At 63.2% G+C, this 14,541-nt stretch carries 14 protein-coding genes; 9 read left to right on the top strand and 5 right to left on the bottom strand.

Annotated elements, in window-relative coordinates; all coding sequences use genetic code 11:
- Positions 1–107 precede the first annotated feature (107 nt).
- From sucC to LPW29_RS02815, 4 genes are all read left to right on the top strand, one after another.
- Positions 108–1,274, top strand: a complete 1,167-nt coding sequence (sucC, locus tag LPW29_RS02830) for an ADP-forming succinate--CoA ligase subunit beta (protein WP_238626751.1) — start codon at positions 108–110, stop codon at positions 1,272–1,274.
- 59 nt (positions 1,275–1,333) lie between these two features.
- Entirely contained in the window at positions 1,334–2,203 is an 870-nt protein-coding gene (sucD, locus tag LPW29_RS02825) for a succinate--CoA ligase subunit alpha (RefSeq protein WP_238626750.1), read from the top strand.
- A 96-nt stretch (positions 2,204–2,299) separates the two neighbouring features.
- The gene (locus LPW29_RS02820; protein WP_238626748.1) at positions 2,300–3,934 is read left to right on the top strand and encodes an NAD+ synthase; all 1,635 of its coding nucleotides are present in this window, start codon (positions 2,300–2,302) and stop codon (positions 3,932–3,934) included.
- Between the two features lie 63 nt (positions 3,935–3,997).
- Complete coding sequence (locus LPW29_RS02815) at positions 3,998–4,336, top strand: P-II family nitrogen regulator (RefSeq protein WP_090250878.1); 339 nt, start codon at positions 3,998–4,000, stop codon at positions 4,334–4,336.
- Between the two features lie 421 nt (positions 4,337–4,757).
- On the opposite strand, the gene LPW29_RS02810 is transcribed toward LPW29_RS02815, so the two are convergent.
- Together LPW29_RS02810 and LPW29_RS02805 are read right to left on the bottom strand one after the other, a co-directional pair.
- Complete coding sequence (locus tag LPW29_RS02810) at positions 4,758–5,279, bottom strand: nitroreductase family protein (protein ID WP_238626746.1); 522 nt, start codon at positions 5,277–5,279, stop codon at positions 4,758–4,760.
- 44 nt (positions 5,280–5,323) lie between these two features.
- Positions 5,324–6,109 (bottom strand): outer membrane protein assembly factor BamD, encoded by a 786-nt coding sequence (locus LPW29_RS02805; protein WP_090250882.1) that lies wholly within the window; start codon positions 6,107–6,109, stop codon positions 5,324–5,326.
- A gap of 118 nt (positions 6,110–6,227) precedes the next feature.
- On the opposite strand from LPW29_RS02805, the gene rluD reads away from it, so the two are divergent.
- From rluD to mgtE (LPW29_RS02790), 3 genes are all read left to right on the top strand, one after another.
- Positions 6,228–7,175 (top strand): 23S rRNA pseudouridine(1911/1915/1917) synthase RluD, encoded by a 948-nt coding sequence (gene rluD / locus LPW29_RS02800; protein WP_238626745.1) that lies wholly within the window; start codon positions 6,228–6,230, stop codon positions 7,173–7,175.
- 95 nt (positions 7,176–7,270) lie between these two features.
- Entirely contained in the window at positions 7,271–8,626 is a 1,356-nt protein-coding gene (gene mgtE / locus LPW29_RS02795) for a magnesium transporter (RefSeq protein WP_238626743.1), read from the top strand.
- A 21-nt stretch (positions 8,627–8,647) separates the two neighbouring features.
- Positions 8,648–10,003, top strand: a complete 1,356-nt coding sequence (mgtE, locus tag LPW29_RS02790; RefSeq protein ID WP_238626742.1) for a magnesium transporter — start codon at positions 8,648–8,650, stop codon at positions 10,001–10,003.
- 71 nt (positions 10,004–10,074) lie between these two features.
- Here the strand turns inward: mgtE (LPW29_RS02790) and LPW29_RS02785 are convergent, their stop codons facing one another.
- The gene (locus LPW29_RS02785) at positions 10,075–11,007 is read right to left on the bottom strand and encodes a carbohydrate kinase family protein (RefSeq protein ID WP_090250889.1); all 933 of its coding nucleotides are present in this window, start codon (positions 11,005–11,007) and stop codon (positions 10,075–10,077) included.
- Between the two features lie 275 nt (positions 11,008–11,282).
- On the opposite strand from LPW29_RS02785, the gene trhA reads away from it, so the two are divergent.
- Complete coding sequence (gene trhA / locus LPW29_RS02780) at positions 11,283–11,942, top strand: PAQR family membrane homeostasis protein TrhA (protein WP_238626741.1); 660 nt, start codon at positions 11,283–11,285, stop codon at positions 11,940–11,942.
- A gap of 369 nt (positions 11,943–12,311) precedes the next feature.
- Here trhA and LPW29_RS02775 read toward each other — a convergent pair whose 3' ends face one another.
- Together LPW29_RS02775 and LPW29_RS02770 are read right to left on the bottom strand one after the other, a co-directional pair.
- A complete protein-coding gene (locus LPW29_RS02775; protein ID WP_238626833.1) occupies positions 12,312–13,289 on the bottom strand; it encodes a PA2778 family cysteine peptidase in 978 nt (325 codons plus the stop codon).
- Between the two features lie 67 nt (positions 13,290–13,356).
- The gene (locus LPW29_RS02770; RefSeq protein ID WP_238626739.1) at positions 13,357–13,755 is read right to left on the bottom strand and encodes a DUF6627 family protein; all 399 of its coding nucleotides are present in this window, start codon (positions 13,753–13,755) and stop codon (positions 13,357–13,359) included.
- Positions 13,756–13,989: 234 nt separating this feature from the next.
- Here LPW29_RS02770 and LPW29_RS02765 point away from each other — a divergent pair.
- The coding region (locus tag LPW29_RS02765; RefSeq protein ID WP_238626737.1) for an MFS transporter at positions 13,990–14,541 on the top strand (552 nt) is incomplete at its 3' end.

Here is a 14,541-nt window from a genome sequence, read left to right as displayed (position 1 = left end):
TACATAAAAGGCGTCGGCAGTGAGTATGTGATCAGCCATTCCGGGTCTGACCCTTGATGTGTCGGGCGACCCGCCGGCGAAATTCACCCCTTTGATACTCAGGATCCATGAACCTTCACGAATTTCAGGCCAAGACCCTGTTCAGAGAACACCAGATCCCCGTGCCCGAGGGGATCCCCATTCAGCGTCCCGAGGATGTGGACGAGGCCATGGAGCAACTGGGCGGTGATGCCTGGGTGGTCAAGGCCCAGGTTCATGCGGGTGGCCGGGGCAAGGCCGGTGGGGTCAAGCGGGTGCGGGGGCGCGGCGAGTTGCTGGCGGCCGTGTCGGATCTGCTGGGGACCACCCTGGTGACCCACCAGACCGGCCCCGAAGGTCTGCCGGTCAATACCTTGTTGATGGAGTCCCTTACCGATATCCAGCGGGAGCTCTACGTGAGCCTGCTGGTGGATCGTGGCACCCGCAGGGTGGCGGTGATGGTCTCCGCCGCCGGGGGCATGGATATCGAGGAGGTGGCCGCCAAGACCCCTGAAAGACTGCTTACCCAGTTTGTCGATCCGGCCGCCGGCATCATGCCCTACCAGGGGCGTCGCGCCGCCTTCGCCCTGGGCCTGGAGGGCAAGCAGGTGGGGGCCTTCGTGAAGCTGCTCACCCGGCTGTATCAGCTCTTCGTCGATAGTGACGCCAGTCTGGTGGAGGTCAACCCCCTGGTGGTCACCGGCAACGGCGAGCTCATCGCCCTGGACGCCAAGGTGAACATCGACGACAACGCCCTGTACCGTCGCCCGGCTCTGGCAGACATGCGCGACATCTCCCAGGAGGAGGCACGCGAGGCCCAGGCACGGGAACACGAACTGAACTACGTGCGACTGGATGGCAACATCGGCTGCATGGTCAACGGCGCCGGCCTGGCCATGGCCACCATGGACCTGATCAAGCTCCATGGGGGCGAGCCTGCCAATTTCCTGGACGTGGGAGGCGGCACCACCGCGGCGCGGGTGGCCGAGGCCTTCAAGCTGATCCTCTCCGATGATGCGGTGAAGGCGGTGTTCGTGAACATCTTCGGCGGTATCGTGCGCTGCGATCTGATTGCCGAGGGGATCATCGCGGCGGTCAAGGAAGTGCATATCACCGTCCCGGTGGTGGTGCGGCTGGAAGGCACCAACGTGGAACAGGGGCGCCAACTCCTGGCGGACAGTGGCTTCAACATCATCACCGCACCCAGCCTGACCGAGGGCGCCCAGCAGGTGGTCAAGGCGGCCTCCGAGGCCTGACCGGATCACTCCCATCCCGACGAATCAGCCAGACTCACAAGGGCGGACACGGACTTTTTATGAGCATCCTGATCGACAAGAACACCCGCGTCATCTGCCAGGGCTTTACCGGCAAGCAGGGCACTTTCCATTCGGAGCAGGCCATCGCCTATGGGACCTGCATGGTGGGAGGGGTCACCCCGGGTAAGGGGGGGCAGACTCACCTGGAACTGCCCGTTTTTGACACCGTGCATGATGCGGTCACAGAGGCGGGCGCCCAGGCCACCATGATCTACGTGCCGGCTGCCTTCGCGGCAGACGCCATCCTGGAAGCAGCGGATGCGGGCATCCAGGTCATCGTCTGCATCACCGAAGGCATTCCGGTGCTGGACATGCTTCGCGTTCGAGCGGCCCTGGCGGGCAGTTCAGTGCGCCTCATCGGCCCCAATTGTCCGGGCGTGATCACCCCGGGGGCCTGCAAGATCGGCATCATGCCGGGGCATATTCACGAGCCCGGCCGGGTGGGTATCGTCTCTCGCTCCGGTACCCTGACCTACGAGGCCGTGAAACAGACCACCGACGCTGGCCTGGGGCAGAGTACCTGCGTGGGCATTGGCGGCGACCCCATCCATGGCATGAACTTCGTGGACTGTCTGGAACTGTTCGAGCAGGACCCTCAGACCGAGGGCATCATCATGGTGGGCGAGATCGGTGGCACCGCCGAGGAAGAGGCCGCCGCCTATATCCAGAAACACGTCAGCAAGCCCGTGGTTGCCTACATCGCCGGCGTGACGGCCCCGCCGGGGCGGCGCATGGGCCATGCCGGGGCCATTATCTCCGGGGGCCAGGGTACGGCAGACCAGAAATTTGCGGCCCTGCAGGCGGCTGGCGTGGCCGTGGTCCATTCTCCCGCCGACATGGGCCAGCGCCTCAAGGAATTGCTGGGCTGAGGGCATCGCATCCCGACATGACCCGGGCCCGGGTCCGGGCGACGTTTGCCGTCGCCGGTCCCGGGCCCTTTTCTGTATAGAGACCGCATTGATTCCATGACTCAGACCGTGAAGATCGCCTTGGCCCAGATGAACCTCATGGTGGGCGACGTTGAAGGCAACGCCGAGCGAATCATCCAGGCCGCTTGCCAGGCCCGCGACCGCCATGAGGCTCAGTTGGTTCTGTTCCCCGAGTTGGCCCTGACCGGCTACCCACCGGAAGACCTGCTCATGCGCGGCAGCCTGCTGGACCGAGTTGTGCAGGCCCTGGATGAGGTGGCCGCCCAGGTACGGGGTATCGATGTCCTGTTGGGGGCACCGCTTCGCGACCGCGGCGGCCTATGCAATGCGGCAGTATGGCTGCGGGATGGTCAGGTGCTGGCCCGTTACGACAAGCAGGTCCTCCCCAACTACAGCGTCTTCGATGAAAAACGTTATTTCCGTCCCGGTGATGAAGCCTGCGTGGTGGAAGTGGGTGGACTGCCCATGGGCGTCACCGTCTGCGAGGATATCTGGCAGCCGGAGCCGGCCCAGCGGGCCCGGCAGGCTGGCGCGCGGCTCATCCTCAACATCAATGCCTCGCCCTTCCATCGGGATAAACACCAGGAGCGTCTGGAGGTGCTGCGTACGCGGGTGGCCGAGACCGGGCTGCCCATCGCCTATCTGAACCTGGTGGGCGGGCAGGACGAACTGGTGTTCGACGGCCATTCCATGGCGGTGGATGCCGAGGGCAGCTTGCGCTTGTGCGCCCCTCCCTGGCAGGAGGGCGTGTACCTGCTGGAGGTGCAGCACGATGCCGGAAATATCAGATTTTCCGGTGGGATCGTGGCGCCTCCCCAGCCGCCTGAAGCCAGCCTCTACGACGCCCTGGTGCTGGGGGTGCGTGACTACGTGAACAAGAATGGTTTCAAGGGGGCCGTGCTGGGCCTGTCCGGCGGGATCGACTCGGCCCTGACGCTATGTATTGCCGTGGATGCCCTGGGGCCGGACGCAGTGGAAGCCATCATGATGCCCTATCACTATACCGCCGGCATGAGCCGGGAGGATGCCGCGGCCCAGGCAAAGCTGCTGGGTGTGCGCTTTCGGGAGATTCCCATCGCGCCCATGGTGGAAGCCTTCATGGGTGGTTTGTCGGAGGCGTTTGCCGGCCTGGCCGCCGATACCACCGAGGAGAACATTCAGGCCCGTTGTCGAGGGACCATCCTGATGGCTTTCTCCAACAAGACCGGCCGCATGCTGCTCACCACCGGCAACAAGAGTGAAATGGCCGTGGGCTATGCCACCCTCTACGGGGATATGGCCGGGGGCTTCGCGCCTTTGAAGGATCTTGCCAAGCTCTGGGTGTATCGCCTGGCACGCTACCGCAACCAGCGTGGACCTGCCATCCCGGAGCGGGTGATTGAACGTCCCCCCTCGGCGGAACTGGCCCCCGATCAGTGCGACGAGGACAGCCTCCCACCATACGAGATCCTGGACGCCATCCTGGAGCGTTTTGTGGAGCGGGATGAATCCTTCTCTCGCATTGTCGATGCCGGCTACGACGAGGCAGTGGTCAGGCGGGTGATCGGCCTGGTCCTGCGCAATGAGTACAAACGCCGCCAAGCCCCCCCGGGTGTGCGGGTCACGCCGCGGGCCTTCGGCAAGGATCGGCGCTATCCCATTACATCCGGCTATGGCAGGCTGTTAAGATAACACCCCTGTCATTTCATCCTGACCGCGCCGCGCATCCTGCGGCTCAAACGGAATCCGGAACCCATGAAAAAGATCGAAGCCATCATCAAGCCTTTCAAACTCGAAGACGTGCGCGAAGCCCTCATGGAAATCGGCGTCACCGGGCTGACCGCCACGGAAGTGAAGGGTTTCGGGCGCCAGAAGGGTCATACCGAACTCTATCGTGGCGCCGAATACGTGGTGGACTTCATCCCCAAGGTCAAACTGGAAATCGGCGTCGATGACAGCCTGGTGGACGCCTGTGTGGACGCCATCATCAAGGCCGCCCGCACCGGCAAGATCGGCGACGGCAAGATCTTCGTCACCGACATGGAGCGAGCCATTCGCATCCGCACCGGCGAGGAGAATACCGACGCGTTGTAAGCCCCCTGGGCCAGAGGGCGGCCTTTGGATGCCATCCGGGTCACCTCTGGCGTCGTCGACTTCGGGTACACCGCCCGGGTCGTTCGCGAACGACCCCTACAGGGTCAGGGATTAAAGGGGGCTGTCCCCATTACGGATGGAACGGCCCCCACCCCGATAAAAGGGGTCTGTCCCCATTACGGATGCAGGTGTGCACCGGGGGCGAGGTGTTGTCAGCGGGTGTTCACCGCATGGATGCGGTGGCCAAGCCTACAGGGACGTATTCACGGCGTCCCGCGGACAACACCTCGCCCCCGGTGCACACCGGTCGAAGCCTCCAGTCACCGCCCCCCGTCAACGAGACCCCGCAAACCCGCCCCGAACGAGCCGAAAAGGGGTCTGTCCCCATTTTGGGGGATGCCCCGCCAGTCGGCCCCGCTATCTATCGGTAGGTCATGACCTCATCCAGGCGGCGCCGATGGGAAGCCTCCGGGATCTCCGCCGGATATCCTACACACAACAGTGCCACCGGACGCAGGCCGGACTCGAGCCCGAGCGCGTTGATCACCGCGTCCTCGTCGAAGAAGCCCACCCACGTGGACCCCATCCCGGCAGCCACTACGGCCAGTTGCGCATAGGCGGCAGCGATGGTGGCATCCTGCAGCGCGTACAGCTCCCGCCCACGCTCACCATATTGTTGCTCGGCCCGTGCCGCGTCCGTGCAGAACATCAGGCACACCGGCGCCTGGGCGATGAAGGCCTGATCATGGGCGGCGCTCACCAGGGACTGGCGCAGTGCGGAATCCGTGATGCAGATGATCCGATAGGACTGCAGATCCCCCGCCGAAGGTGCAGTGACGGCAGTCTCCAGAATGGCATGCAGCTTTTCCGGCTCCACGGGCATGTCGGGCTGGTAACTGCGGATGGAATGACGGTGCCTGACGGTCTGAAAGAAATCCCACATCCCGGTTGTCTCCTCGTGCCTGTGCGATGATCGGGCGCCCGACGTCAAACGGGTGCGCTGGTCCCATGTGGCAGGGCTGCCAGTTCGTCGGCCCTGTTCGGGAAATTCTGCCTCAGCACCCGCAGGGCATCCTCGGCCAGATCGTCCATGTCCAACTCCCGGTACGCCCGAACCATGATCTCCAGGGCGTCGGGCACGGCCCCCGAGCCGTCGTAATGCTCCAACACATATCGACCCCGCTGAGCGGCCGCCAGCCAAGCCCCGCGGCGCATGTAGAAGTCGGCCACATGCATCTCGTGGGCTGCCAGCATGTTGCGCAGCCGCACCATGCGCTCGCGTGAATCCTGCGCATAGCGGCTGTCGGGGAAATATTGCAGAAGAGTGCCAAAATCCTCGAAGGCAGTGCGCAGCGGCACCGGGTCACGGCGGGCCTGATCCTGCGGCACCCAGCGATTCAGGAAACTCTGGTCACGTTCATAGTTGGTCAGGCCCCGCAGATAATAGGCGTAGTCCGCATGGGGGTGACGGGGGTTCATCTGCAGGAATCGGTCGATGGCGGCGATGGCCATTTCCGGTTCCTGGGCCTTGTAATAGGCGTAGGCAATCTCCAGCTGCCCCTGCTGGGCGTGTCGACCAAAGGGGAACCGGGCCTCCAGGGTTTCGTAGTGTTCCACGGCCTGGTCATAATTGCCCCGCTCAAGCGCGGCCTTGGCCTCTTCGTAAAGCTGGCTGGCGGACCAGTCCCGCGTCGGGTCCTGGCGCATGGCGCCGCAGCCGGAGATCAGGGCGGCAAGGAGAATCAGAATCAGGGTATTACGAAGAGCGGACATGGGGGCCACGGCGAATCAAGCATCAGCCCCGGAGTATACTAAGGACCCGGGCGGTAAAGCCATCGAAGTGCGTGCGTCCCGGGACCTTCGACACCCACAAGACATGATGTGTGAATCCATGCCCCAGACCACCATTCACCTGGACGCCACCATCCCAACGGATCTGGCGGGAAAACGCCTGGATGCGGTCCTGGCACGCCTGTTCACCGACTATTCCCGCGGTCGCATCCAGCAGTGGATCGAAGCGGGTTGGGTGCGTGTGGATGGTGTGGCACCGCGTATCCGTGATAAGGCCGCCGAAGGCGCCTTGGTGGAGGTGCGCGCCTGTCTGGACGCGCCGGGAGAGGACGCCCCTCAGGATCTGCCCCTGGAGATCGTCCATGAGGACGATTGCCTGATCGTGATCCACAAGCCCGTGGGGTTGGTGGTACATCCTGCGGCCGGCCATCCAAGGGGCACCCTGGTGAATGCCCTGTTGCATCATGCGCCGGAGCTGACGCATCTGCCCCGGGCCGGCATTGTTCATCGCCTGGACAAGGACACCTCGGGTCTGCTGGTGGTGGCCCGCACCCTGGAGGCCCATACTGACCTGGTGCGCCAGTTGCAGGCACGCACGGTGGGTCGGGAATATCTGGCGCTGGTTCAGGGTGAAATGGTGGCCGGTGGCACGGTGGATGAGCCCATCGGCCGTCACCCGGTGGATCGCAAGCGCATGGCCGTGGTGAGTGGGGGGCGACCTGCAGTCACCCATTATCGAGTGGAAGAGCGGCTGGAGGGCTTCACTCTGTTGCGTGTGGGCCTGGAAACCGGCCGTACCCACCAGATCCGCGTACACATGGCCCACCTGCGCCACCCCATCGTGGGAGACCCGGTTTACGGTGGACGACTTCGGCTGCCCGCCGGACTGCCTGACGGCGCCATCGAGACGATCCAGGGCTTCCGTCGTCAGGCCCTGCATGCCACCCGTCTGACCCTGGTGCATCCTGGCAACGGCGATACGGTCTCCTGGGAAGCACCCCTGCCGCAGGATATGGCAGACTTGCTGGCCTGTCTGCAAGGCGGTTGATTGTCTGTCGCCGGAGCCATTTCATCGAAAAAAACAAGTGACATAATGGCAGGCGCATGATGCGTGTCATGCGCCTTTGATCCTGGGGCCGCCTTATGGAATTTCTGCACGAACGAGACCTGGAGCAAGTCCAGGAATACCTGGAGGAGGGGGATCTTGCCGGCGTGCGCGAGCGCCTGGACGAGATGCGCATACAGGATATTGCCCATGTGCTCATGGAGCTGGAGCCCGACCCCCGCCGGGAGGTGTTTCGTCTGCTGCCGCCCGGTCGTCGGGTGGATGTGTTTTCCTATCTGGACCCCCATCATCAGCTGCAGTTGATCAAGCAGGTGTCCGTGGACGAGGGGCGCTATCTGCTCTCGGAGATGCTACCGGACGATTTGACGGCCTTGCTGGAGGATCTGGACCGGGACCAGGTGCGCAAGTTATTGCGTTTGCTGCCCTTTCGTTCCATCCGTCGGGCACTCAGCCTGCTCGGCTATCCCGAGGACAGTTGCGGACGTCTGATGACCACGGCCGTGGTCAGCGTGCGCCCTGAATGGACCATGGCCCGGGCCCTGGATCATCTGCGTGTGCAGGCCGGGCGGGGCGAGACGGTCAACCTGGTGTACGTGACCGATGACGAGGGGGTGCTGCAGGGCGTGCTGGCCCTGAAGCATTTTCTCAAGCAGCAGACAGAGACTCTGGTCTCTGGCTTGATGACCCGCAACGTCATCTCCATCGACGCCCAACAGCCTCAGGAAGAGGCCCTGCACATCATGCGTCACTACGACCTGCCGGCCCTGCCGGTGGTGGATGAGGATGGCGAGCTGCTGGGTATCATCACCGTGGATGATGTGCTGGACGTGGAGGAAGAGGAAACCACCGAGGATTTCCAGAAGATGGGAAGCGTCGGGGCTCTGAACCTCAGTCTGCGCGATGCCCGACCATGGTTGTTGTACCGCAAGCGGGTGGGCTGGCTGCTCATCCTCGTGGGCCTGAACATTCTGGGGGGTTACATCATCGCCGGGTATGAGCAGTCCATTGAAGCGTTGGTATTGCTGGTGTTCTTCCTGCCTTTGGTGATTGCAGGTGGGGGTAACGCCGGGGCACAGTCCTCCACCCTGATGGTGCGTTCCCTGGCAACCGGAGATGCCAGGCCAGGCGATTGGCTGCGTCTCTGGGGGCGGGAGTTGGCCGTGGCCGGGGCACTGGGTCTGACCATGGGCGCCACCGTCTCCCTGCTGGGGCTCTGGCGCGGTGGGCCGGAGATCGCTCTGATGCTCTCGTTGGCCATGCTCTTGATTGTCATGGTGGGCAGCATGGTCGGGATGATCCTGCCGTTCATCCTGTCTCGCCTGCGACTGGATCCTGCCACCGCCAGTGCTCCGCTGGTCACGTCCATCGCTGATGTGGCCGGTATCACGATTTATTTCGGTTTGGCGGCGGCAATGCTGGGACTGCCGCGCTAGTTGAGGAGCAGGTACGTGGACATGATAGAAACCATCAGCCCGGATGTCTTCAAGGCGCACCTGGAAAATCCGGATCCGGAGGCCCTGGGCACGATGCTGGACGCGTTGCAGGATCAGGACCTGGCGGCGTTGACGGCGCATCTGGAACCGGAGGCCTGGGGTGTGCTGATCCGGCTGTTGCCGGATGACCGTGCCCCGGACGTTTTTTCCTATCTGACTCAGGAGCAGGAGCAGCGCATTCTTCAGGATCTGACTGACGAGGAGACGTCGCAGCTGCTCAGGCGCTCTTCCTATGACGATACGGCTGCGTTGATCGACAGCCTTCCGGATGATCGTGCCCGGGAGGTGATGGATCTGTTGCCGGATCGGCATCAGTGGGTGATCAAGAGCCTGCTGGCCTATCCGGAGGAAAGTGCCGGGCGGCGCATGACGCCGGGGTTTCTTGCGGTTCGCCCCCATTGGACCCTGGAGCAGGCCCTGGATCACTTGCGCCGTGAGTTCGAGGCGAGCGAGACCGTCAATGTGGTGTTCGTCACCGATGGGGAAGGGCGGTTGCTGGGGGCCGTGAAACTCAAGGAGTTGCTGGTGGGTTCTCCGCGGCGTCGAGTGGATACACTGCTGCGCGAGGATGTGGTGCGCGCCCAGACCCGCATGGACCAGGAGAAGGCCGCCAGTCTGATTCGTCATTATGACCTGGAGGTTTTGCCGGTCGTGGACGAACGGGACATCCTCGTCGGCATCATCACCGTGGACGATGTCATGGATGTGGCGACCGAGGAGACCACGGAGGACTTTCTGCGCATGGGGAGTGTGGGCGTGGGGTCCACGGTCACCAGCCTCAGGGACGTGGCGCTGGGGGTGCTTTATCGCAAGCGGGTTGGCTGGCTGCTGATCCTGATCTTTGTGAATATGGTCAGTGGCGCGGCGATCTCACTCTTTGAACAGGCCATCGAGACGGTGGTGGCGCTGGTCTTTTTCCTCCCGCTGGTCATTGCCACAGGGGGGAATGCGGGCACTCAGGCATCAACACTGATGGTGCGTTCGCTGGCCACCGGGGACGTGCAACTCAGGGATGGCCTGAAGCTGTGGGGCAAGGAGTTGTTTGTCTCCATTGCCTTGGGGGGCACTCTGGGCCTGGCGGTCTGGGGGGCGGGCATCTGGCTCGGTGGGCCCCAGGTGGGTCTGGCGGTGGCGATCGCGATGGTGCTGGTGGTGATCGTCGGTAGCATGCTGGGGCTCATGTTGCCCCTGCTGCTGACTCGACTCAACATGGATCCGGCCACTGCCAGCGCGCCGCTGGTCACGTCCATTGCGGACGTGGGGGGTATCCTGGTCTATTTCGGGGTGGCGACGCTGGTGCTGCAACTCAGCGCGTAGCCCTTTGTGTGAGGTGGCAAGGGTGGACAATAGCCCCTCTCCCGCTGGCGGGAGAGGGGAGGGAGGTTGGCTTACATCTCCCGACCGAAGGCTTCCTTGAAGCGGGCCTCGATGTCAGCGCGGCTGGGTGCATGGTTCTGCGGGCCCACCTGTTCGATCTTGATGGCGCCCATCAGGGATGCGATGCGACCGGTGGTTTCCCAGTCCAGGTCGTTCGTCAGACCCCACAGCAGGCCGGCGCGATAGGCGTCGCCGCAGCCGGTCGGGTCTTCAATGCCCTTGATGGGGGCTGCCGGCACGTGGATCTTGCCGTTCTGGGTGTAGATGTCGGACCCCTCGCCGCCGCGGGTGATGATGAGGGTGTCCACGTGGGTGGCCAGTTCCTCATGGCTCCAGCCAGTACGCTCGCTCATCAACTGAGCCTCGTAGTCGTTCAGGGTGACGTAGGTGGCCTGTTCCACAAAGCGGCGCAGGTCGTTGCCGTCGAACATGGGCATGCCCTGGCCCGGATCGAAGATGAACGGGATGCCGGCTTCCACGAACTGCTCGGCGTGCTGGATCATGCCGTCGCGGCCATCGGGGGAGACGATGCCGATCTTCACGCCGCTGGCGTCGCTCACCTTGTTGCGATGGGATTCGCCCATGGCGCCTGGGTGGAAGGCGGTGATCTGGTTGTCGTCCTGGTCCGTGGTGATGAAGGCCTGCCCGGTGTAGTGCTCAGGGACGACAGTGATGTGTTTCTGGGTAATGCCGCACTTGTCCATCCACTCGGCATAGGGATCAAAGTCAGCGCCAACGGTGGCCATGGGCAAGGGGTCGCCGCCCAGGAGCTTCAGGTTGTAGGCGATGTTGCCGGCGCAGCCGCCGAATTCCCGACGCATCCCGGGTACCAGAAAGGACACGTTGATCATGTGGACCTTTTCGGGAAGGATGTGGTTCTTGAAACGGTCGGGAAAGACCATGATGGTGTCGTAGGCGTACGAACCGCAGATAAGAGCAGACATCGGATCTCCTGGCTTGGTTGAATGGGTGACCGACCGTGGGGTCGGCCTGGTGCTCCGGGCGAGCGCCGTGGCCTGTCCGTGAGGCCCGGCGGGAGGCCGGGGTGGCGTGGCTCCTTGGGGAGCCCACGCAGGATCGTGGACAGGCAAGAGAGATGTTGTCAGCCGCCCATGATAGTGGTGTTGGCTCTCAATTGCGAATCGGGGCCGGTGGCGGTATCGTCAAGGGCGGCCTGGAACCGTTTCTGCGTTTGCCGTCAATGAGGAGGGTGACATCCATGAGTGCTGCCTCGACAACCCTGCACCGGCGTCGTCAGACAATGGGAGAGGAAATCGCCAATAGCGTGAGCCATGGGCTTGCCCTGGTGGCGGTGATTGTGGGGATTCCGTTCCTGATTCTGGAGGCGGTGCGTTCGGGGAGTGCAGGTTTTGTGGTCGGGGCGAGTGTGTTTTCGGCCACCATGGTGGTTCTCTATCTGTCTTCCACTCTTTACCACGCCATGCCTCATGGTCGGGTGAAGCGGGCCTTCCGGGTAGTGGATCACTCGGTGATCTTTTTGATGATTGCCGGCACCTATACGCCCTTGACTCTCGGCGTTCTGGGTGGGCCCTGGGGTTGGACATTGTTCGGCCTGGTCTGGGGTCTGGCGGGGCTGGGGGTGTTGCTGAAGGTGTTCAATAGTCTGTCTCACCCCTTTCTGTCCACGGGGTTGTATCTGCTCATGGGCTGGTTGGTGGTGATTGCCATCGTGCCTCTCTTCAAGCTGATGCCCACGCCGGGTTTGATCTGGCTGGTGGCTGGTGGATTGGCTTATACCGGTGGCGTGGTTTTCTATGCGCTGGATCAGCGTGTGCCTTATGCCCATTTCATCTGGCATCTGTTCGTGATCGCGGGGACGGTTTGTCATTATTTCGCGATTCTTTGGTATGGGGCTTGAGTTTGGGTGCCCTCTGTAAGTTCTGTGCTGAGCCTCCGGGTGGGTGGAGCCCCCGGGGGACGCTGTGAATACATCCCTGTAGGCTTGGCCACCGCATCCATGAGGTGAACACCCCCGGGGGGGGGCTCCACCCACCCGGAGGCTTTTGGTTCATGTGGCCTCCGCGGGGCGCTCCCTGTGGGTTTTGTGGTGGGTCTTCGGTTACAGACGCGCCCTTCTCCCTTCTGGGGAGAAGGGCCGGGGATGAGGGGGGAAGCGGGCGCTGTGCCGGTCCTCGCCCCTCACCCCAACCCCTCTCCCCACGGGGGAGAGGGGCTTGGAATGTACATGTCATCACCCGGACTGACTCGCCTCCGTGATGCATGAGCGTTATTGGCGGGCTTCGGTGGGGCAGATCAGAGGGAGGCAGGCGTTGTCCTGGGGCTGGGCATCGGGCGATGCGGTCACGGTTTCCAGGGTGTGCTGGTAGAAGGACTCGTTGGGGGCCATTCGCAGGGCGCAGGTGACGGCCTCGAGGGCCTGGGTGCCGCAGCCGCGGGCATGGAGGACGTGGGCCAGGTTGTTCCAGGCGGCGTGGGCCTCGGGGTCTGTCTGGATGAGTTGCCGGAAGGCCTGTTCAGCGCCGGTGTGGTCCTCGAGGGCGTACAGGGTATTGCCCAGGCCGATCCAGGCCACGGGGTGTTCCGGCCAGTGGCGGGCGGCGGTCTGGTAGGCAGTGGCGGCGGTGTCGAGTTGACCAGTGGCTTCCAGAGCGTTGGCCGCGCGCAGCCAGGGGAGGGGCTGGGCCGTGGTGGGCAATTGGCCGGGCGGCTGAACCACGAAGGCCCAGTAGTCGCCGCGACGCCAGGTGCGCTCGAAGACGGGCATGGGCGTGACATGGCGGCGGATGGTGCCTGATCGCAGGATGATCTCTTCTGCGTCCAGATCGAATCCGATCACCACGGCGTAATGCCAGTAGGGGAAGACGTTGAGGCCCAGGTTCTGGAAGACCAGCACTGGCTGGCCCGCGGCCACTTCCTTGAGGAGTGTTTCCATGTGGGGTTCGATGACGTAGGCCACGAATCCGCGGGCCCTTGCGGAGGCCAGCATTTCGGTCTGCAGGCTGCCTTGCCGTTCGGGTAGGTAGACCTCATCCACCAGGTCGTCGGGCTGAACCATCAGACCACGGGCTCCCAGCACGGTGGCCAGGGCCGCCGGGCCGCATTGATAGAGTTCCTGGGGGTGGAAGGGGGTCTGATCCAGTTCCACCTGACGAGGTATTTCATCGGGAGGCCCACGCAGCAGCTCGTGGGTTTGCAGCGGGGTGGCGCAGCCGTTGAGTAGCAGCACTGCCAGCAGCAGGCACATGAGTCCCACGGGGGTGGTCCACCCCCGCAGCCATCGTCTCGGGTCATGTGTCATGACCGGGGGTGGGTCAGTTCACCGGGCGCACGAAGGGGAAGATGTCGGTGGCGCCGATGGCGTCGGTGATGATGAAGACGATGAAGATCAGTACCACGACGCCCAGTACACTGGCGGAGCCCACAGGCATGTCTTCGATGCGCTCGTTCAGTTCGCGGACTTCCTGGTCGGTCATCCGTGCCACTCGCTGGGCGGCCTCGCTGGGGTCTACGCCCAGGGCGGAGAGTTGTTCGCGCACATCATCCCGCTCCAGGGTGGCCAGCAGTTGTTCCCGGTCTACCTGGGCCTGTTCGGACAGGATGAGTTGATCCGTTCCCACCATGGAGGCGTGCAGGGGCGCAGTGCCGGCCGCCAGCAGGGCGACGATGCAGACCAGGGCGATCAGGCGTTGCACAAGGGGATTTCTTTTCATGATGGTCCTCAAGCGTGGGTGGAGTGTCCATGCATTCTCAGCCGCGCAGTGGCTTTGGTCAAATGTCATTATCCGGGTTGTCATGGTGGGTTGCTGGATGAGTGGGGGCTGTTCGGGATGGCCTGTGGCGCTTGCTGGTGGCATCGTCAGGCGGTGTTTCAACGGATTGGGTGGACAGTTGCGTTGGGGCAGATGTGCACCTAACCTGACCCGGCAACCCATGCGGTGAGTGCCATGAAGCGGGCCTCTTTCAAGGAAATCTTTGGTTGGGCGATGTTCGACTTCGCCAACCAGGCCTATACCTTGCTGATCATCACGGTGATCTTCGGTGATCTGTTCACGCGGGTCATCGTTGGCGATGTTGAGACGGACTATCGTCTGGGTAATTTGCTGTGGAGCATTGCCCTGGCGGTGAGCTACCTGTTGGTCGTGGTGGTGGGGCCAGTGGCAGGCGCAATCATGGATTTTTCCGCTGTTCGCAAGCGCTTTCTGTTTGCCAGCTACGTGCTGACGGTGATCACCACCGGGCTGTTGTACTTCGTGGCCCCGGGGTATGTGTGGTTGGGCATGTTGCTGATCATCTGCTCGAATTTTGCCTACGCCATCGGTGAGTCGTTCATTGCCAGTTTCCTGCCCGAGCTGGGGCCCCGCGAGGAATTGGGATGGATCTCGGGGTTTGGTTGGGCCCTGGGTTATGTGGGTGGGCTGGTGGCGACGGCCTTTGCCTTGGTCATGCTTGGGGAGGTCAGCCAGGAGAATTTTGATCGCATCCGTTGGGTGGGTGCG

The sequence above is a fragment of the Ectothiorhodospira sp. 9100 genome, assembly GCF_022227565.1.
Lineage (GTDB): Bacteria > Pseudomonadota > Gammaproteobacteria > Ectothiorhodospirales > Ectothiorhodospiraceae > Ectothiorhodospira > Ectothiorhodospira marina.
The sequence above is the reverse complement of the archived record's forward strand: the minus strand, read 5'-3'. Positions and strand labels throughout refer to the sequence as shown.

Excerpts from the sequence above, each read along its gene's own strand:
- LPW29_RS02815 (WP_090250878.1), top strand. The coding sequence starts at position 3,998 with ATGAAAAAGATCGAAGCCATCATCAAGCCTTTCAAACTCGAAGACGTG.
- LPW29_RS02810 (WP_238626746.1), bottom strand. The coding sequence starts at position 5,279 with ATGTGGGATTTCTTTCAGACCGTCAGGCACCGTCATTCCATCCGCAGT.
- LPW29_RS02785 (WP_090250889.1), bottom strand. The coding sequence starts at position 11,007 with ATGTCTGCTCTTATCTGCGGTTCGTACGCCTACGACACCATCATGGTC.
- rluD (WP_238626745.1), top strand. The coding sequence starts at position 6,228 with ATGCCCCAGACCACCATTCACCTGGACGCCACCATCCCAACGGATCTG.
- LPW29_RS02775 (WP_238626833.1), bottom strand. The coding sequence starts at position 13,289 with ATGTGCCTGCTGCTGGCAGTGCTGCTACTCAACGGCTGCGCCACCCCG.
- mgtE (WP_238626742.1), top strand. The coding sequence starts at position 8,648 with ATGATAGAAACCATCAGCCCGGATGTCTTCAAGGCGCACCTGGAAAAT.
- sucC (WP_238626751.1), top strand. The coding sequence starts at position 108 with ATGAACCTTCACGAATTTCAGGCCAAGACCCTGTTCAGAGAACACCAG.
- sucD (WP_238626750.1), top strand. The coding sequence starts at position 1,334 with ATGAGCATCCTGATCGACAAGAACACCCGCGTCATCTGCCAGGGCTTT.
- LPW29_RS02770 (WP_238626739.1), bottom strand. The coding sequence starts at position 13,755 with ATGAAAAGAAATCCCCTTGTGCAACGCCTGATCGCCCTGGTCTGCATC.
- trhA (WP_238626741.1), top strand. The coding sequence starts at position 11,283 with ATGAGTGCTGCCTCGACAACCCTGCACCGGCGTCGTCAGACAATGGGA.
- LPW29_RS02820 (WP_238626748.1), top strand. The coding sequence starts at position 2,300 with ATGACTCAGACCGTGAAGATCGCCTTGGCCCAGATGAACCTCATGGTG.
- mgtE (WP_238626743.1), top strand. The coding sequence starts at position 7,271 with ATGGAATTTCTGCACGAACGAGACCTGGAGCAAGTCCAGGAATACCTG.
- LPW29_RS02805 (WP_090250882.1), bottom strand. The coding sequence starts at position 6,109 with ATGTCCGCTCTTCGTAATACCCTGATTCTGATTCTCCTTGCCGCCCTG.